We start from the raw sequence: 16,688 nt of genomic DNA on the forward strand, positions 1-16,688 counted from the left end.
CGCCGTCCCGGCTGCCGTCTCTGCTTTTCCTTGTGCTGTGGCGGCTGCTGCCTTAGCGTTCTCTGCCGCTCCCCTGGCTGTCTCAGCTTTTCCCTTGGCTGTTTCTGCCGCCGTTCGGGCTGTGGTGGCTGCCTGGCTGCCTGGCTGCCGTCCCCGCTGCCGCTTCCGCTTTTCCCTGGGCTGTTTCCGCTGCCCTCCTGGCTGTGGTAGCTTTACCTTCGGCTGCTTCTGCTTTCCCCTTGGCGCTTTCTGCTGCCGCCTGGGCTGCTTCTGCTTTCCCTTGGGCGCTTTCTGCCGCTGTCTGGGCTACTTCCGCTTTTCCTTGGGCTGTGGCGGCTGCCGCCTTAGCGTTGGCTGCTGCCTGGGCTTCTTTCCTTGCCGCGTCTGCATGTTCTCCCGCTGCTGTTGCCTGTGTTGTTGCTACTCCGGCTGCTCCTTGGGCTTCCTTCGCCTTACTTTCTGCCTGGGCTGCATATTCTCCGGCTGCTGTCTTTTCCTTTTCGCTTTCGGTCTTTGCCGCTTCTGCTGCCGCCGCGTATTCCTTAGCCGCTGTCGCCTGGGCTGCCGCTAAAGATACCTGGTTACTTGCCGCTTCCGCCGCTGCCTTGGCTTCCTGTGCCTTCGTACTGGCTGTCCCGGCTGCCGTTTCCGCTTTTCCCTTGGCTGTTTCCGCCGCCGTCTGAGCGCTGGTTGCTTCTTTCGCCGCCTTTTCCGCTACTTCCTTCGCTGCTAAAGCCTGGCTGTTTGCCCCTTCTATAGAAGCCGTCGCCCGCTGTATGCTGTTGCTTGTCTTATCAAAATAGTTTTCTAAGAAGTTCCCTAACTCTACTTCCTCGTTTTCTTTTGTTATACAATTCCATTTTATACGGATACAGCGCGCTTTTATCTCTATCTTTATTCCTTTGTGTCTACAGGTTATCGTATCGCCTACTTCTACGCTTTCCAGTTGCTTATACTCCGCATACTCTACCGTATTTGCCAATTCCACCATATTAACTGTGTAATTAACCGTAGGGTCGTCGATTCCTTTTTTATATTCCTCGTTACAGGCTTTTACAAGCGCTGCCCTTAATGCTGTTAAATTAGCGTAGCCCGTTTCCCCTTCGCTACAATCTTCCTGTAGCTTAATATCGTCAAAGTTTATTACAGCACCTTTTACCTCTGCATAGCTTCCTATTTTGGGGCTGTCTACCCACGGTTTCGCCCCTTCCAGGACATACCCGTTATAAGCCACTGGAATAATTCTTGTTACTACGTCTTCGTCGCTTACGCTTTCTTCTATCGCTTCCAGATTATGCCCGAACTCTGCTCTTACGCCTTTGTCGCTTCCAATCTGTCGCATAATATATACGTCGTAATTATCGTACAGCCGTTCCCCGCCCCAGCGGTTTATAAAGCTGTTTTCGTCGTCGCCCGCTATTGCTTCTACTATGTTCTTCCGTACATAATAAGCCGTATTCGCTGTCGTTATATCACTGTGGGGCGTAAACTTCGTCCCGCTAAATATAATATCAAGCGCCTGTTGTCCGTTTTTGTTTGTTGGGCGTACATCAACCAGGTAGTTTCCTAAGTTGTCGTAGTATATATGCCTTGCGTATACTGTTACTTCGTCGTCGCTCTTTTCTCTTTTGTAGATTCTGAATAGCTGTTTATCTGAATACGGCGTAGGTGCTGCTATAACATTATCATTAACCAGGTATTCCCAGCGCCCCAGGTCGTCGTATTCGTGGGTTAGTTCTATCTGGCAGATTCCGTCTAACCCCCATTCAAAGATACATTCTAAGGGCGTAAGCGTTATATCTCCGTTCTTCTGGTAATTTGTATTAGTACTTCTATATACTTCTATCATAATTCCCGCCAGTTAGGGACTAACACCACCTTAAAGCCCTCTGTATATTTAAAATTATTATCCCCTTCCTGTAAGTAAAGCCCTTCGTACTTCCCGGTAAGTGCCGCATTGCTAATCTCATTCGCTGCGTTGTAGCATATTTCTAACTTCGTGTCTATGTTTAGCTGCTCTGTCACTTCTGCCGTTACCTGGTTTCCGTTTACTTCTAAGGTTATTTCTCCATTGCCGTATATCTTATATACTGGCTGTGATTTCATGTAGGGGTTATACAGGTATTCCCCTATTTCTTTTTCGTCCTGTCCGTCTACCCGATACATATAACTTTCACAAGTGAAAACAATTTCAAATTTCCCCTTGCGCTTCGCCGTTCTTTCCGTATCACTCATTACCGCCTTTTTGACTTTATAGTAATACTCCGGGTCGTCGCTAAGTATCAGTCTGTTATCTTTCCCGCTGTACAGCCACTTTTTTACTTTTCGTAAGTCCTGCGCCCATACGTCCGGTGTCTTCGATACAAAGTTAAAGCTTATCGGTATTTCTATATCTTTGTACGTCTTCTTATCCCTGTGTAACTCCCCGTCGCGTCCTTCCACCTTAATAGTGTCGTACTCCCGTTCCGGTACAGGATAGTAGGGCGGCTTATTACGCTTAACCCTACGTCCTTGCATGATTCGCCATTATAGAAAATGTGGAATGTTGCCCGCATTATGCCGCCCCTTTCGTCTTATCCTTATCGTTCTGGTCTTTTGTGATTCCCTTAACTACTTCTTTCTTCACTTCCTTAGCAATTACTTTTTTGTCTAAGGTCGTTGTATTTGTGGTATATACAATAACTGTAATATCCCTATCCTTTGCAATTTGCTTTGTGCTTACTTCTCCGCCGATAGTAGAAATTTTAGCCGTATTCTTTACCGCCGTTACCGGGTTAACCTCTGCCGCTACCTTAGTTGTCATGCCCTGTAATTCTTCTTTCAAGTCACTCTGTAGCGTTGGCATTTCTGCCGTAATACCTACCCCGATACCTTGCGGTATCATCTTACCTACTAAATCCCTAAATAGTCTTGACGGCGAATGAATACCTAAAGCGTCCTTTGCTCCGTCTAATAAGCTTTTTGCCAGGCTCTTAACCTTTCCGGTCAGCCAGTCCCAACCGCTGCTTATTCCGTTCCATATTCCCGAAACAATATTACTTCCTATCTCCGCCATTTTGCTAGGCAAGCTTCTTACACCGTTTACCACAGCGTTATACAGCCCCTTAGCTGCTTCCGTTCCTTTTGCCGCTAACTGTGTTCCCCAGTTTACGACTTGCTGTACAGCGCCTACAATAGCGTTCCAGACCTTACCCGGCATTTGCGACAATGTAGTAATTGTCTGATTCAGTAAGTTTGTTGCTGCTGTTACCGCCCGGCTTCTCATTTGTTCGCCCCAGGTCGTTACTTGCTGTACCGCACTTATGATAGCGTTCCAGATTTTACCCGGTAACTGCTGCATGAAGCTAATCACGTTCGTTATAAGCTGTGTCGTTTTTGTCACTGCCTGGGTCTTCATGTTCTCGCCCCAGGTCGCTACCTTCTGTACTGCGTCTATAATCGCGTTCCAGATTTTGCCCGGTAACTGCTGCATGAATGTTACGACACTGTTTACAAATTCCGGTATTTTTGTCGTAGCCCAGGTGTATAAATCAATCCCGAATTTTATAATATAGCCCAAGCAAAAACCGATAACATAAGCGATTTTGTTAGGCAGTTCTGAAAAGAACGTAACGACATTCGTTACAAGCTGGGTTATTCCTTCTTCTGCTGCCGTTCTAAGTCCTAACGCCCACTCGCGTATAGCGTCTACAGTACTTATAATAGCGTTCCAGATTTTGCTAGGAAGCTGCTGTAGGAATGTAACCACGCCATTAAAGGCGGCTTCGATTTTTGCTACAATATTCGCCAGAAATTCGATTACCTTTGCGAAAGAATCCGGCAGCGTCTGGGTGAAAAATTTCACGATTGCCGTTACCACAACTTCGATAGCATTTTTTATTTTTCCCCACACATTCGCGATAGCTGCCCGCGCGTCCTCGTTTGTGGCGATAAATCCGACAATAGCCGCCACCAACGTAGCGACCAATGTTACAACCAGCATAATAGGGTTAGCCGCCATAGCAGCGTTTACTAACCACTGTACCGCCGCCCCGGCTGTCGCTGCCGCCTTAAAGCTTGTCAACGCTGCTACGACCGCATTTATAACCGAAGCTACCTTAAAAGCTACGAAGCCCGCACCGATTCCAGCCAATACGCTTACTATCGTTTCCCCGTTGTCTGCAATCCAGCCCAGCCCTTCCAGAAGTGTAGGCAGAACAGCCGCTACTATTTCGCTTGCCTTTTCTACCATGTTTCCGAAGCCTGTAGCTATCTTTTCCAGCGCTCCGCTTAAGCTTCCGTCTGTTAAATCTGTCTGTAATTGCCCGATAACTTCCGTCACGTTTTCTACGGCGTTTGTTAGTGGTGTCTTGAATTTTTCATAGGCTGCAATTCCTAAGCCTTCCAGCCCACTTTTTAGTATTGTAACTTTTCCCTGTAGGTTGTCGTTCATTGTTGCCGCCATATCCGCCGCTGCACCGTCACAGTCTGAAATATAGCCGCTTAACTCGTCGAAGCGCTCCCCGCTGTTTGCCAGCAAAGCGTTTACGCTCTTAAGGTCTACTTTATTGAAAATACTATTAAGTACTTCTGTCTGTTCTCCCTGGGTCATTGTTCCCAGGATTCCGTTAAGGTCGTTAAAGGTTTCATTTAACGGGCGCATGTTCCCGTTTGCGTCGAATACCTGTAAGCCCAGCGCTTCCATTTGCTTTTTAGCTTTATCTGTAGGCGCTGTAAGGCTTAGAATTACATTTCGTAACGCTGTTCCGCCTTCTGCTCCCTTTACGCCGTTATCTGCGAAAATACCTAAGACGGTATTCATTTCGACCACGCCGCCCGCCAGGTTCTTAGCAGTTCCGCCTACCGTTAGAATTGCTTCGCCTAACTGCTGTACGCTTGTATTACTTTTCTGCGAAGTCTTCGCCATTTTGTCAACGAAGCCTTCCGTCGTCCCGGCTGCGTCCCCTAGCGCGCTCATGCTATCCGTAACCATATCGGAAGCTGTCGCTAAATCCATTCCCCCGGCTGCTGCAAGGTTAAGGACTGTCGGTAACGTCTCTATAGACTTGTCCGCGTCATATCCGGCAAGTGCCATATAGTTAAGTGCTTCTGCTGCCTGTGTTGCTGAAAACTGCGTAGTTGCTCCCGCTTCCTTCGCCGCTTTCTGCAATTTATCAAATTCTTCGCTTCCGGCTGCTATTTCCTCTGTCGTGATTCCCATAGTAGCCGCTACCTGGCTCATTCCGCTTTCAAAATCCGAACCTACGCCAACTGCTGCCGTCGCAAGTGTCTTTAAGCCATTAGCCAGGGCTTTAACGCCATTTATGATAGCGCTGGATATTAAATTAGCTTTTATAATATCGCCCAGGCTTACCGTTTTCTTCCCGGTTTCGTCCATGTTGTTTCCGGCTGCTGTTATCTCCTGTCCGAAAACCGTCCATTTCTTACCTGTGCTGTTTAATTCTTCTTCGGTTCGTTTTAGTTCTGTTTGTTGGTCTGTTAAGGCTGCCCGCGATTCATTAACCTTAATAGTATTTTTTGCTATCGCGTCTTCCTGTTTCTTAACCGCTTTTTCCGCCTTAGCGTGTTCCTCTCCTGTTTCCTCTAGCTGTGCCTTTAATTTTTTACTTTCTTCGCTGTCTTTACCTGTCGTCTTAACGCTTTCTTCGTAAGCCTTGGTAAGTTCCGCTACCTTCTCTTTTAACTTCTGCTCTTTTTCCTGTAACTCTGTAAGCTTCTGCTTCTGGTCTGCTAAATGTGACTGCTGAAGCTTAATAGCGTCGGTCTGTAGCTTTATCTTAGCCGTTAACTCCGTCTGTTTAGCCTTAAGTAAATCGGTCTGGCTGCCTAACGCCTTCGCCTGTGCCGCTTCTACTTTGTATTCGCTGGTTACAAGCTTCATTTGCGTAAGCATTGACTTCATTTGACTGGTAAACTCGCTTGTATTAGCCCCTATTCGTAGACTAGCACCAGCCATTTATATAACTTACTCCTTCGCTTGCGTTTCTCTGTCATATTCGACTTGAAATACAACGTAGTCCAAAAGGTCGCTTAAGTCCGATTCCAAACAGTCCTTATAACTGTTTCGCATATTCTTAATACATATCTGTAAAATATTATCCAGGGCATTTCTGTATGTCTCCCATATTTCTTCCTGGGAATATTCTTCTATATAACCGTTTTCCCGGTCGTATTCATCAAAAGCGCTACCCTGGTCTTCTACTTGCTGGCTGCCGCTCAAAAGGTCGCTTATGTTCCGTATCTTTTCATTTACGGAAGCGTCCACGATTTCGGCGATTGCCTTAAATGTACTAATAACTTCTGCTACGTCCAGCTGTTCTATTTCTTCTTCCTCTATCCTGTCATTAAACACTACCCGGATAACAGCAGAATATAGGTATAATAAGTCGTTTTCGTCTTCGGTTTTGCTTATCAACTCCATAAGCTGTATATAACGCCTATATGCGTATGTCGTGATACTGTAAAAACTCTTAAGTTTTCCGCCGCATTTGATACGGGTATCAATTAAGCGCGTGAACTCAAATTTTTTTTTGCGTCCTCTGTCTGTTCTGCCAGGCGCTTAATAATATTTGCATTGATAAGCGCAAAGTTAAAAATAATCTGTGATACGTCCGCCAATTCCGCGTTTGTTTCCTCAAAAGTAAACTGATTATCATAGATTTCTACAATCGCTTTTACCATGCGGTCTAAGTCGTCGTCTGTGTATGTCTGCTTTTCCGGTGTTACCAGGTCGTTATACACTTCCCTAAATGCCCGGTATTTCTTTCGCCCAATTTTCCCGCTTTCGTATTCTTTACCGCCTATCGTAATCACATTTGTTTTTAAGCTTTTTGCTACTTCTTCTGCCTGGATATTGGTTTTATTCATAATTTCCGCATTGATAAGCGAAAAATTAAGAATAATGCTGCTGATTTCGTCTAAGCCGTCGTTTGCTTCCTCAAAAGTAAATTGATTTCCGAACACCTGTACAATCGCTTCTACCATGCAGTCTAAGTCGTCGTCGCTAAATGTCTGTGCAGTTTTTTCTTTTCCTAACAGGCTTTCGTATACTTCCGCAAATTTTTTATATTTTTCTCTTGTGATTTTTCCGCTTTCGTATTCCTTGCCGTTTAAGCTGATTTTCATAATATACCCTTTCTGTAAAGGGTGTCAGAATCTGACACCCTCACTTTTTATTAGTGTCCTGTTTCGCCTTCTACTTTCGGTACTTCCTTATACTCCTGGACTTCGCTAAACCATGCAGCGATAGCTTCTTTTGCTGTCGTGTGTTCTTCCAGTAAGTTACTTTCGTCCACGATAAGGGCGTAAAGCTTCTTTTTTTCTCCCTCGATAGTATCTTCTTTCTTTCTGGCGTAGAAAGTGAAGGTAATCTTAATTGTTTGGGCTGTCTTTTTGTCCTTAACCGTTTCGTATGTAACGTCCGGGTGTTCCGCTTTTCCACAATAGTACCAGCTAAATTCGTACTTGCCGTTCCCCTGTTTTGCCCGGAAGCCTAACGCTACTTCTTTTGCCTTATCCCCTTCCGCTTTTGCCAGGAAGCCGTATTTATAAAGAGTATCAAACAGTAACGCATAGTCTCCCGGCGTTAATCTGTTTACCTCTAATTCGATTTCTGTTTTTTCGTATGTCTCTACGGTGTCTTCTACCTCGTCGTCGCTATATGTATATTCGACGCTAAAGGTATCTTTTACCGTTGCGGCGATTGCCTTAGCAAGTCTTACGGGCGGTTCTGCCACGTATACGTCTTCGTCGTTCGTTGTAACTGCTGCTACGCAAATGTCCTTTAAACCTACCAGGCGGCTTCTGACAATAGTTTCTTTATTTTCCTTTACTGCTGCCATATTTTAATTATCTCCTTCCACATTCATAGAAAAGTAAAAGCGCGCTGCTTTATGATAAATTCCGGTTTCTACTTCGTACTGGTCGTTTCCGGTAAAATAGGTAAAGCCCGCCTTTTTCAGCAGCTTCTTAACCTTCTTTTTCAGCTTAAAGCAGTCTTCTTTACTCCATATATCAACCTGTATGTAGTATTCTTCGTTTTCGTTTGTGTCTTCACTAAAATCTATATCTTCATCACTCATAAAATAAAATGTTATGTGTGTATCGTTTATATTCTGGTTATACCAGCCTTCTTCCGCGTGTACCCCTGTTATCCCTATCACTTCCGCTATAAACGCGGTTAAGTCCAGGTCTTCACTGTTGGGGTATTCCGCCAGAACTCTATTAAGCTGTTCTTTTTCTTCTTCGCTCAAAAGTGCCATGCTTATTCCCCCAGCTTTTCCTTTAATGTCTTTTCGTATTCTTCTTCTGCAATTTCCTTTAGCGCCTGGTATGTCGGTCTGGCTGCGTCTAACATAAAATGTTTAGGCTTGTGCATGGTCGTACCCCATTCATGGAATTTCATATAAAAGAACGGGGAAGTATCGCCCCTGTCCCATCCCACCAGTTCTCCATAATTCCCGCTTTGCGTCGTTCCCTTCTTCGGTACATTGTCCGCCGCGTGCTGTCCGGTTCTGCTGCCTTTTCTGCCGGATTTCATAGGGTTACTACTGTATGCTTTCTTCCGTATCTGTCCTTCTGCTTCCTGTAAGCCGATTTCGCCAGCCCGTTTTATGATTTTCTTGTTTAGTGCCTTTAGTTCTGATTCTGTAGAAAGTCTTTCTATTTCCTTCTGCATTTCATTCAGCCCTAAAAACTCCATTGAAATATCAAAACTCATACTATTTCCTGTGCCTTTATCACGATTTTTCTACGGTTATACTTCCCATAGTCTGCCGCGATAATATTAAACACCCTTTCGCCCCATTTAACCCGGTATTCCTTTGTATTTAAGGCTTCCAGTTTTAAGCAAAACCTGGTTTCAAAATTCACTACGTTTTCTAATTTTGCTTCCAGGGCGCTATATAACTCTTTTCCGTACAGGCTCTTTACGTCGCACCAGCACTTGTAATAGTCTTCCCAGATTTCTACTGGTCTTCCTTTTTCTACTGTTTTTTTACGCTTCTGAATCATTAAATACATAATCACGCCCCCACATTCGCCAGCTTGTCTAATATGGTTTTTGTGATATTATCGGTTTTCGTGTTACTTCCTACCGTAGTAGAACGCACTTCGTACATATCGCTTACGATTTTCTTTAGAAGAAGGGCGGCGATTCTCCGCCCTTTTTCGTATTCTTCGTCGTTTTCATAGTTCGCCTTATCCTTATATCTAGTGCCTACGCAACTATCTATATAGGCTTCGGCTGTCAAAATAAGCCCGATTATTTCCTCGTCGTCTTCGTCGTAGCTTACCCTTAAATAATTCTTCGCCTGTTCAAGCGTTAATAATTCTGCTGCCATTTCCTACCCCTTCCGGGACGCATTAGGCAGCCGGGGTAAATTCTACCTTGAAGTCTGCCCTGTCGTCCAACTTCTCACAGTCAAAGCGTTCCTGTACCTTAAGTGCTGTTTCGTCAGATTCAAAGAATACAGACTTATCTGTAGACACTGTGTAGCCCTTTCTTTCAAAGAACTTAACCAGCGCATACAGGTTAACTACATAAAATACTACCTTTCCGGTCGCGCTTGCTGTTACCGCTTCGTCGCTCAAAGTGATAAGCTGGCGGTTCTGGAAGTAGTCTTTACCGTTTACGGTCTTTACTAAATCCAGGTTTCTACCGTTCTTATCTTCCTGGGACTGCAAATATACATAACCTGTAAGGTTTGTGATAACTACAGTCTTTGCGCGAAGTGTCGGTAATACGCCGTCGATTACCTTTTTAACCCCGCGCCAGTCTGTCACGCCTGTAGACTTGTCTGTAGCGTTGTCCTCGACAATCTGTAAGATTTCGTCGTTTTCGCTGTTAACGCCAGCTTCCGCAAAATCCGGCTTAATAACATCCTGGATGATATTAACAGCTTCGTCTTCCTGTAAGTCGTTGGCAATCGGAACTAACGCGCCGTAGTTCTCGATATTGTAGCTAATATCCTGTGTGTTAGCGGCTTCCCCTGTCAACTTAGTACCAGATTTATACTTAGTAAGCTTCTTTCCGCCAATCTTTGCAAACGGCATTTTTCCATGATTGGAAGTAGCGCGTACAATGTGGCAATGTTCCTTAAGGCTGGGGAAGCCTTCACGCAATACCTGGATGTCATTAACGAACTGCTCCGGCAGAATCGCGGCGTTGTTGTCAATGGTTACGGCTGCTCTTTCCTCGTCCGTAAGTGCTTCTTTGCCCTTAAGCGCAAATTTAACAGCTACTCTCAACTCGCTTACTGCTGAAGCTGTACGCTTTTCTTCCTTCTTGCGCTTCTGTCCTCTTAATTCCTCTTTTTCTTCGTCGTCTTCTGCTTCTCTTACAGCAAGCAATCTCTGTAATCTTCTTTTTTCCTCTAACGCCGCTTCTGCCTTATCCGCGTCGCGGCTTTCCAGGTAGCCGTTAATCTCCTCTGTTTTCTTTCCGATTAACTCTCTGATTTCCTGTACTGTCATTTTTTAAAACTCCTTTTCGTTTTCTTCCCTAAGCTGCATAAGCCGGGCTTCCATTTTTAATTTTTCTAATCTCTTTTCTTCTTTTGCTTCTTCTTTTACCTTCTCAAAGCTTCTACAGCTAATTTCTGAACTGTCATAAGCAGGGAAGGTGCAAGGGCTTACTTCCAGCAGCACCGCCTTTACTACGCTTCTTTTGTAAATTTCTTCGCCTTCATGTACTACTTTACTCCACCTGTCTTCCTGGCAGATAAAGCCGAAGCTGCTACCGTCTACATCCCCGCGCTGTACGCTCTCTTTTACGTCATTTCCCCAGGTATTGTTAGGTAAATCAATGTCATACGCTAACCCTGTGGTATCTGCCGTATTGAAGCGTAATGTATCAGTTTTTGTGCTTCCTAACGGTCTGCTTGTGTCGTGATTCCATAAGGCTTTTATCTCTTTCCCCGCTTCTTTACAGCTATTTAAGCTTTCGTCGAAGCAGCCCGCCGCGATTTCCTCTAAATATTTGTCTCCCCAGCGGTCTACTATCAAAACAGGGGTATTGTATTTAACTGCATATCCGCCGATTGTCCGGCTGTCTTCTCCCTCTGCTGCCGCTCTTACTTCCAGGGCGATTCCCTGCACTTCCGGCAGTAATTACGAATTTCCGGGCTTTCTCCTTCCGTTCCTCTATTCGTTGGCATTGCTCCCGCTCCCTTCTTCTTTTTTGCCTATGTCTTTTAGCTTCAAAACTCCGGCATTTACTATTAGTTCGTCCCCGTCCGGCAGCTTTTGGCGCTGTAGTTCTAACCTGGCTTCGTTCGGGGTGTAGATTCCGTTAGAAACATAAGCACAAAGTATTTTCTGCTGTGTTTCTGCCGAAGTCCTTAAAATCACGTTCGTATTAAAACGCGCTTTGTAGCCCTTGTCCCGTTTCTCTTTTGTTAATGCGCTCCATGTAGTTTCCTGTTCTATGGATTCAAACAGTATTAACAGTGTGTCAATTAAAAAGCTTAATTGCTGCTGCTCCAGGGAATTATTATTAGCGTCCTTAAGGTCGTTAAGCTGGTGCATTTTGATACCAAAAAGCGCCGCTATCTGGCTTATAGACATTCTTCTAATCTGTTCGTACTGCGCGTCCGCCAGTGACAAATTGATAGGCTGCACACTAAATCCCGCCGGGACTGTAAAAATACGTTTTCCTTTGCTGTAAAGCCGCCCGAATTTCTCTTGTGTCTTCCTTAACTCTTTTTCGTCCTTAATGTCAGACGTAAGCTGTACTACCAGCTTATTAGTAAGCCCGTTATCGTACAGCGTATTAAGGTAATTCTGTGCCTTAATCTGTCCTTCTATCGTGCCTTTCACAATTTCCCTAATCGGTTTTGTGTTGATTCCGTCCATTGTAAAGCCCTTGAATATAAGCAAGTCTTCATAAAAGCCGGAATCTGTAAAGCTGCTGCCTACAATCCTGTAATCTACTAAAGCCTTGTGCCTAAGCTTCGATTTTAATAACCCCGCGTCGTCTACCGTGATTCCTTCCACCGTACACGGGTACAGCGCTTCTATTTCTCCGTTTCTTCCGTACTGCTTCGCAATCGCGCTAATACCTTCGTGCTGCCTGGTGGCTTCTACCGCCTTCCACATGTCAATAGCTGTCATGTATGGGTTAGGGCGAAGGCTTAACAGTTCGTTTAGTCTTTCTTCTGTTGCCCTTCTTATTCCGTTTTCTGTGTCTTGCACCAGGTAAAGCGGCGTTTTTGCTACCGCTTCCGATAACTGCTTAATACATGTAAAGTACGTCGCTTCCCTCATAGCTGCCGCTGGCTGCTCTGAATCTATCCCGAATACCTTTAGGAATATCTTTTCTTCATCCGTAAGCGTTATGCTATCGGTCGTTTCTTCCCTCTTTTCCAAAAAATCTAAAAACATTACTTCTTACCACTCCTAACCAGCATAACCGCCGCTACCAGCATTTCGCCGCTTAGTAGATATAACCCCGCGTGTTTGCTTATGTCATACGTTACCGCAAAAGCAATAACCAGGGCTGCCACTAATAGCGCGTCTGCGACTATTAACCTTTTATTTTTTATCTGTTTTATTTTCTTAAGCATTTTCTACCTTCTTTACATAGCGTCCAGGTATTCAACCGGGTTATAATGTTCAATACCGTTTTCTTCGATACACAATAGCAAGCCCATAAGCATAGCTATAATGCCGTCTATCTTAAATTTCGATTTCTTCTTACTGTACTTCACGCCTAACATTTCGTCGTAAACCGCTATACAGTTCTTAGCCATGAACCGTAAGCACTCATTTTCTGCTATGATGATTCTTTCATCTACTAACAGGTTTTCAAAATCATTTATAACCTGTGTCATGGTCTTCGTTCCTTGTCCTAACGGTATTACTTCCCAGCGGTCTTCCAGCCTGTTAATAATCGTCTGGCTTCCCCACTGGTCGAAGCCTATTTGTTCTATCCTGTACGTTTCGTCCAGTTCCGTAGCATGGTCTAAAAACCTATCGAAGTTTATGTATTTTCCGTCAAGCGCTATTAAATCGCCTTTCTTTATCCAGTATTCATAAGGGTTATTATCCTTATGCTGTCTGTATGCTACGGTTTCTTTCGGTGTGTACAGATACGGAACGACTATAAAGCGCCCCGTAGTTTCTTCGTAGAATACCAGGACAAAGCCCGTAATATCGTTCTTGCTGGATAAATCCAGCCCGCCCCAGCACTTCCAGCCTTTTAAGTCTTCTGTATCTACCTTTTTCGTGCATGTGTCCCATAAATCCATATTGATAGCGCCTTTTTCATGGTCTAATGCTACATGCTGGTTTAGGAACATTCTTCTAAACATGTTTTCCTGTAGTGGCATTAGCCTAATGCGCTTTGCATAGTTCGCCAGGTCTTCCAGTTTCCTAAATACTCCTAATGCTGGGTTTGATTTATACCACTGGGCTTCGTCCTCTACGTTACAGTCTTTGTCCGCTTCATATATCCGGTAATAAAAGCTAGGGTCGTTTACCTCTCCGGCTTCTATCTTTTTCGCCATTGTGTAAAGCTGCATTTCCGGGTTTGCTGGGTCTTCCCCGCTGGAAGCTGTCGTAATTGTCATTATTAACGGTTCATCCATGCACCTTGTCCGGTTCTAAGCTTTCCGTACATTTCGTCGTTTTTTGCCTGGTGTATCTCGTCCAGGACTGCCACATAGTCGTTAAAACTGTCCGCATTATCCGCGTCAGAAGACAGTACCATAAGTTTATTACCGTTGTCCTTCCGTACAATGGTTTTTGTACTGCTCGTTATCTTGCAGTACCGCCTTAAGGTCTTATTTGTCTTTATGAAATGTTCTACAGTTGCGTATAATTCCCCCGCCTGTTTCGTCGTATTTGCTGTTAAAATAAAAAGCGCGCCGAAGATATGCCGCTGACAGAAGAACAAATACACTACAATGATTGCCGCTAAGAATGATTTACCATTTTTTCGCGGTATGTTTATATGTGCTTCTCTATGTTTGCGCTTGCCGTCGCTTCTTCTCTTTACACAAAGAATTTCGGTTATAATCTCAAACTGAAATTCTAGTAATTCAAATTGTCGGCTTGCGCCCCTGTCATTAGTCAACTTCGACACGAACTTAAATACTTTCGTCGCTTCTTCAACGTCGTAATAATATTCTTCGCTGTCCCACTTCTTTTGTAACTTTTCCAACCAGGAGCTAATAGCAGTTCCTTTTTAATCATGCGCTACCATTCCGTCTAATTCCGGGTCTATGCCGCTCTCCGAAGCGTTCCCGGCTTCCTTCATCCGCTGCCGCGCCGCCGGGGTTAACCCCAATTCCTTAGCCCATGCCCTTAATTCTGTTTGCGCTTTGTTTGCTATGCTTACTTCTGGTCGTTGCTGCTCGTAGCCGTTGTCCCCAACAAGCATACTGTAGCCCTTTTCGTCTATAATCTGTTCGCACCGTTGCCACTTTGCATAATTGATACAATAGGCTTCCAGTGCCTTTAAGTCTTTGTCTGTAAAATCTTTTCCTTCTTCCGCTAAAATCTTGGCTACTCTGCGCCATTCCTTTTTAGCGGTATCATTTAACCACTTCGGGCATGGTTTAGGCTTATTTTTTTCTTTTTCATTTTCTTCTTTTGCCATGCTTCCACCTCATGCACTCCCCCCTATAGTAAAAATTGCCGTTTTTTTCAAGCAAAGTTGAACTCGGGACTTTTATTTTATGTTTTTAATTTTTTATATCCCCCCTGTCAGAACGAACTCCCTATAGAACTGTTCTAACATTTCGTATAAAATCTTTTGCATTTTCTTCTTTGCCTTATAGCTGCGGTCATACTCCTTGTGTATGCGCCTATGGTTCGCTTCGCTTAGTCCTATCACGTTCGCCGCGTCCAGTCTTCTAGCCCAGGCTTCCGTTATCTCTTGTATGTGGTGGTAGTTCTCCGCGTCTATAATTCTTCCAGTCGTATAGTATTCGTAAATGTCTATGCCTAGCTGTGCTGCTGCCTGTGCGGCTCTGAACTGCTCCCAGGCTTTGCTATTATAAAACTGCTGCCGCCTGGCTTCCTGTTCGTCCCTCATGCGGCGCTGCTTATATTCTCTGTACTTCTTCCTGTCCGTTTCCCTGTGCTTATCACAGTACTTAACCCCGGCTTCTACTACCTTGTGACAGCTGGATAACTGCATAACTTCTTTATCATGTGCCGCCCTTCTTTCGGTTAGCGCTGCCCTGGATTTCATGCAGCGCCGGAGGTTTAGGACAAACAAAAAAGAAGAACCAGACAAAGGGGTCGTTACCTCTGTCTAATTCTTCTTGTGTTTGTTCCTTAATATTACCATAAAGTTTTTATAGTTTCAACCGCTTTTATTTGATTTACCCATATACTTTTAAGAGTTTTAGGGTAGGAAAAAGGCTACCAGCCGTAGCCGATAGCCTATATATGTTACAGTGCCAGCTTATATAATACCAACTGATTAAGCTTACGCCTTCTTCCTCTGCCTGGATTGCTAACCGCTGGTGTAATGATTTCGGAAGTCGTACATTAAACTTCCCGCTATAGTTCTCTGTTCTTTCCGGCAGCGGGATAGGTAAGTTATTTTCTAACTTAACCTCTAAATATCCTTCCATAGCTTCGTTAAGATTTTCGTACAATTCTTCCAACGTATCGCCTGTACTCTGGCAGCCGTCCAGTTCTAAGATTTTCCCGTAAAAATAATGCCCGCTTTCGTCGTTCATTTCCTTTACGATTCTTGTATACGGCAGTTCCATATAATCCTTTACTTCCATTATGTCCTACTCCTTTCTATCGCTCTTTTATATTATATCCAGGTTAGGGGATTTACTCCCCTATCCTGTTAAGTATGTCTACTATGTACGCCTTCTTTAATGGGCTTTCCTGTTTGATTGTGGTAAGGTCGCCTGTCTCTTTGTTCAAGTACTGTTTGTGGCTTCCTTTCTGTCTTACTCCTTCGTAGCCGTAAGCCCTTAGTACTTTGTCAGCTTCTTCGGGGCGTATGCCGTTCGGCTGTCTTTTCATTTTTTCAATTATCTTTTCTACGCTTGGCACTTGGTTTATCTCCTTTCTGATATTATAGTACCATATTTAGTACTATAAGTCAATTCTTTTTTGCATGTTTTTTATACTTTCTTCTGGTACAAAGTCCATGCAATCGCCGCCAGTTATTAGACTTGTCCGTATTTGCTGCTGCCAACTGCTGCCGCTTCCGGCTTCGTTCTAATTGTTTCTTTCTGTCTCTTATGGACTGCTGCCGTAGGCGTTTCTTTGCCTGTTCGCTCCCCATAGCTTCCGCCATTCTTTTATAAAGCTCTGAAAAACTGTTTACAATCTGTCTTCCCGCTTCCTGTATTGCTTTCGCTATGCGTCCGAACGCTTCTACTACTGCGTTCCATTCTTCCGGCGTTCCCTTCCATTCTTTCGGTACTTCTGTCATTACTTCCCCTTTCCTTCTATCACTGTAAGGTTTATCGGCTCTATCATATCTTCCAGCAGTACATAATATGGCTTTTTGTTTCCTGGCGCTGCTTTCAGATTCACATAGGGGAAGTGTACGAAGTACGCCAGTATTTCCATATCCGGGATATTCCGAACTTCTTTAACCGTTCCAATCTTCCCCAGGATATGCTTAATATGCTTCTGCTTTACGCCCACTTCCTTAAGCCTGGCTTCGGTGCATATTACCCGCACCTTCTGACCTTTTCTAATTTCCATTT

22 protein-coding genes are annotated in these 16,688 nt (G+C 44.4%); all 22 read right to left on the reverse strand.

Translation table 11 applies throughout. The features are described from left to right. Positions 1 to 82: 82 nt before the first annotated feature. Positions 83 to 1,849, reverse strand: a complete 1,767-nt coding sequence (locus tag DWX91_RS10265; protein WP_118538775.1) for a phage tail spike protein — start codon at positions 1,847 to 1,849, stop codon at positions 83 to 85. Then, on the reverse strand, positions 1,846 to 2,517 hold the full coding sequence (locus DWX91_RS10270) for a distal tail protein Dit (protein WP_118538777.1): 672 nt from the start codon (positions 2,515 to 2,517) through the stop codon (positions 1,846 to 1,848). Before DWX91_RS10270 ends, DWX91_RS10265 begins: the two co-directional genes overlap by 4 nt. Before the next feature lie 37 nt (positions 2,518 to 2,554). Then, positions 2,555 to 5,902 (reverse strand): phage tail tape measure protein, encoded by a 3,348-nt coding sequence (locus tag DWX91_RS10275; RefSeq protein WP_207664031.1) that lies wholly within the window; start codon positions 5,900 to 5,902, stop codon positions 2,555 to 2,557. Positions 5,903 to 5,965: 63 nt separating this feature from the next. Beyond that, on the reverse strand, positions 5,966 to 6,421 hold the full coding sequence (locus tag DWX91_RS10280; RefSeq protein WP_118538779.1) for a hypothetical protein: 456 nt from the start codon (positions 6,419 to 6,421) through the stop codon (positions 5,966 to 5,968). A gap of 83 nt (positions 6,422 to 6,504) precedes the next feature. Continuing rightward, positions 6,505 to 7,125 (reverse strand): phage tail assembly chaperone G, encoded by a 621-nt coding sequence (locus DWX91_RS10285; protein WP_118538781.1) that lies wholly within the window; start codon positions 7,123 to 7,125, stop codon positions 6,505 to 6,507. A gap of 50 nt (positions 7,126 to 7,175) precedes the next feature. Beyond that, a complete protein-coding gene (locus tag DWX91_RS10290) occupies positions 7,176 to 7,841 on the reverse strand; it encodes a major tail protein (protein WP_118538783.1) in 666 nt (221 codons plus the stop codon). Between the two features lie 3 nt (positions 7,842 to 7,844). Continuing rightward, the gene (locus DWX91_RS10295; protein WP_118538785.1) at positions 7,845 to 8,261 is read right to left on the reverse strand and encodes a hypothetical protein; all 417 of its coding nucleotides are present in this window, start codon (positions 8,259 to 8,261) and stop codon (positions 7,845 to 7,847) included. 2 nt (positions 8,262 to 8,263) lie between these two features. Then, positions 8,264 to 8,719 carry an HK97-gp10 family putative phage morphogenesis protein gene (locus DWX91_RS10300; RefSeq protein ID WP_118109505.1) on the reverse strand — a complete coding sequence of 152 codons (456 nt, stop codon included), beginning with the start codon at positions 8,717 to 8,719 and terminating at the stop codon, positions 8,264 to 8,266. Further along, entirely contained in the window at positions 8,716 to 9,021 is a 306-nt protein-coding gene (locus tag DWX91_RS10305) for a phage head closure protein (protein WP_118538787.1), read from the reverse strand. Before DWX91_RS10305 ends, DWX91_RS10300 begins: the two co-directional genes overlap by 4 nt. A gap of 2 nt (positions 9,022 to 9,023) precedes the next feature. Further along, a complete protein-coding gene (locus DWX91_RS10310) occupies positions 9,024 to 9,341 on the reverse strand; it encodes a head-tail connector protein (protein ID WP_118538789.1) in 318 nt (105 codons plus the stop codon). 22 nt (positions 9,342 to 9,363) lie between these two features. Further along, positions 9,364 to 10,473, reverse strand: a complete 1,110-nt coding sequence (locus DWX91_RS10315) for a phage major capsid protein (protein WP_118510321.1) — start codon at positions 10,471 to 10,473, stop codon at positions 9,364 to 9,366. Between the two features lie 3 nt (positions 10,474 to 10,476). Beyond that, positions 10,477 to 11,097, reverse strand: coding sequence for an HK97 family phage prohead protease (locus DWX91_RS10320; RefSeq protein ID WP_243099023.1), 621 nt, complete (start codon positions 11,095 to 11,097; stop codon positions 10,477 to 10,479). 45 nt (positions 11,098 to 11,142) lie between these two features. Further along, positions 11,143 to 12,381 carry a phage portal protein gene (locus DWX91_RS10325; RefSeq protein ID WP_118510317.1) on the reverse strand — a complete coding sequence of 413 codons (1,239 nt, stop codon included), beginning with the start codon at positions 12,379 to 12,381 and terminating at the stop codon, positions 11,143 to 11,145. Further along, positions 12,381 to 12,563 (reverse strand): hypothetical protein, encoded by a 183-nt coding sequence (locus DWX91_RS16635; protein WP_118538793.1) that lies wholly within the window; start codon positions 12,561 to 12,563, stop codon positions 12,381 to 12,383. The genes DWX91_RS10325 and DWX91_RS16635 overlap by 1 nt, the downstream gene beginning before the upstream one ends. Before the next feature lie 12 nt (positions 12,564 to 12,575). Beyond that, entirely contained in the window at positions 12,576 to 13,586 is a 1,011-nt protein-coding gene (locus DWX91_RS10335; protein ID WP_412693882.1) for a terminase TerL endonuclease subunit, read from the reverse strand. After that, on the reverse strand, positions 13,571 to 14,083 hold the full coding sequence (locus tag DWX91_RS18140; RefSeq protein WP_412693886.1) for a terminase large subunit: 513 nt from the start codon (positions 14,081 to 14,083) through the stop codon (positions 13,571 to 13,573). Before DWX91_RS18140 ends, DWX91_RS10335 begins: the two co-directional genes overlap by 16 nt. Positions 14,084 to 14,185: 102 nt before the next feature. After that, positions 14,186 to 14,599: a phage terminase small subunit P27 family gene (locus DWX91_RS10340; RefSeq protein WP_118109490.1), complete on the reverse strand. Its 414-nt coding sequence runs from the start codon at positions 14,597 to 14,599 to the stop codon at positions 14,186 to 14,188. A 93-nt stretch (positions 14,600 to 14,692) separates the two neighbouring features. Continuing rightward, entirely contained in the window at positions 14,693 to 15,142 is a 450-nt protein-coding gene (locus DWX91_RS10345; protein ID WP_118538795.1) for a hypothetical protein, read from the reverse strand. A 187-nt stretch (positions 15,143 to 15,329) separates the two neighbouring features. After that, entirely contained in the window at positions 15,330 to 15,743 is a 414-nt protein-coding gene (locus DWX91_RS10350; RefSeq protein ID WP_118538797.1) for a type II toxin-antitoxin system HicB family antitoxin, read from the reverse strand. A 52-nt stretch (positions 15,744 to 15,795) separates the two neighbouring features. Continuing rightward, on the reverse strand, positions 15,796 to 16,023 hold the full coding sequence (locus DWX91_RS10355) for a type II toxin-antitoxin system HicA family toxin (RefSeq protein WP_005611816.1): 228 nt from the start codon (positions 16,021 to 16,023) through the stop codon (positions 15,796 to 15,798). 49 nt (positions 16,024 to 16,072) lie between these two features. Beyond that, complete coding sequence (locus tag DWX91_RS10360; RefSeq protein WP_118538799.1) at positions 16,073 to 16,408, reverse strand: hypothetical protein; 336 nt, start codon at positions 16,406 to 16,408, stop codon at positions 16,073 to 16,075. Further along, a complete protein-coding gene (locus DWX91_RS10365) occupies positions 16,408 to 16,686 on the reverse strand; it encodes a hypothetical protein (RefSeq protein WP_118538801.1) in 279 nt (92 codons plus the stop codon). Before DWX91_RS10365 ends, DWX91_RS10360 begins: the two co-directional genes overlap by 1 nt. Positions 16,687 to 16,688 lie beyond the last annotated feature (2 nt).

This window comes from Clostridium sp. AF22-10 (genome assembly GCF_003478725.1).
In the GTDB taxonomy this organism is placed as follows: domain Bacteria; phylum Bacillota; class Clostridia; order Lachnospirales; family Lachnospiraceae; genus Otoolea; species Otoolea fessa.

What these genes read in the sequence shown, in the direction of transcription:
- DWX91_RS10265 (WP_118538775.1), bottom strand. Translation starts at nt 1,849, where the DNA reads ATGATAGAAGTATATAGAAGTACTAATACAAATTACCAGAAGAACGGA.
- DWX91_RS10270 (WP_118538777.1), bottom strand. Translation starts at nt 2,517, where the DNA reads ATGCAAGGACGTAGGGTTAAGCGTAATAAGCCGCCCTACTATCCTGTA.
- DWX91_RS10275 (WP_207664031.1), bottom strand. Translation starts at nt 5,902, where the DNA reads ATGAAGTCAATGCTTACGCAAATGAAGCTTGTAACCAGCGAATACAAA.
- DWX91_RS10280 (WP_118538779.1), bottom strand. Translation starts at nt 6,421, where the DNA reads ATGGAGTTGATAAGCAAAACCGAAGACGAAAACGACTTATTATACCTA.
- DWX91_RS10285 (WP_118538781.1), bottom strand. Translation starts at nt 7,125, where the DNA reads ATGAAAATCAGCTTAAACGGCAAGGAATACGAAAGCGGAAAAATCACA.
- DWX91_RS10290 (WP_118538783.1), bottom strand. Translation starts at nt 7,841, where the DNA reads ATGGCAGCAGTAAAGGAAAATAAAGAAACTATTGTCAGAAGCCGCCTG.
- DWX91_RS10295 (WP_118538785.1), bottom strand. Translation starts at nt 8,261, where the DNA reads ATGGCACTTTTGAGCGAAGAAGAAAAAGAACAGCTTAATAGAGTTCTG.
- DWX91_RS10300 (WP_118109505.1), bottom strand. Translation starts at nt 8,719, where the DNA reads ATGAGTTTTGATATTTCAATGGAGTTTTTAGGGCTGAATGAAATGCAG.
- DWX91_RS10305 (WP_118538787.1), bottom strand. Translation starts at nt 9,021, where the DNA reads ATGTATTTAATGATTCAGAAGCGTAAAAAAACAGTAGAAAAAGGAAGA.
- DWX91_RS10310 (WP_118538789.1), bottom strand. Translation starts at nt 9,341, where the DNA reads ATGGCAGCAGAATTATTAACGCTTGAACAGGCGAAGAATTATTTAAGG.
- DWX91_RS10315 (WP_118510321.1), bottom strand. Translation starts at nt 10,473, where the DNA reads ATGACAGTACAGGAAATCAGAGAGTTAATCGGAAAGAAAACAGAGGAG.
- DWX91_RS10325 (WP_118510317.1), bottom strand. Translation starts at nt 12,381, where the DNA reads ATGTTTTTAGATTTTTTGGAAAAGAGGGAAGAAACGACCGATAGCATA.
- DWX91_RS16635 (WP_118538793.1), bottom strand. Translation starts at nt 12,563, where the DNA reads ATGCTTAAGAAAATAAAACAGATAAAAAATAAAAGGTTAATAGTCGCA.
- DWX91_RS10335 (WP_412693882.1), bottom strand. Translation starts at nt 13,586, where the DNA reads ATGGATGAACCGTTAATAATGACAATTACGACAGCTTCCAGCGGGGAA.
- DWX91_RS10340 (WP_118109490.1), bottom strand. Translation starts at nt 14,599, where the DNA reads ATGGCAAAAGAAGAAAATGAAAAAGAAAAAAATAAGCCTAAACCATGC.
- DWX91_RS10345 (WP_118538795.1), bottom strand. Translation starts at nt 15,142, where the DNA reads ATGCAGTTATCCAGCTGTCACAAGGTAGTAGAAGCCGGGGTTAAGTAC.
- DWX91_RS10350 (WP_118538797.1), bottom strand. Translation starts at nt 15,743, where the DNA reads ATGGAAGTAAAGGATTATATGGAACTGCCGTATACAAGAATCGTAAAG.
- DWX91_RS10360 (WP_118538799.1), bottom strand. Translation starts at nt 16,408, where the DNA reads ATGACAGAAGTACCGAAAGAATGGAAGGGAACGCCGGAAGAATGGAAC.
- DWX91_RS10365 (WP_118538801.1), bottom strand. Translation starts at nt 16,686, where the DNA reads ATGGAAATTAGAAAAGGTCAGAAGGTGCGGGTAATATGCACCGAAGCC.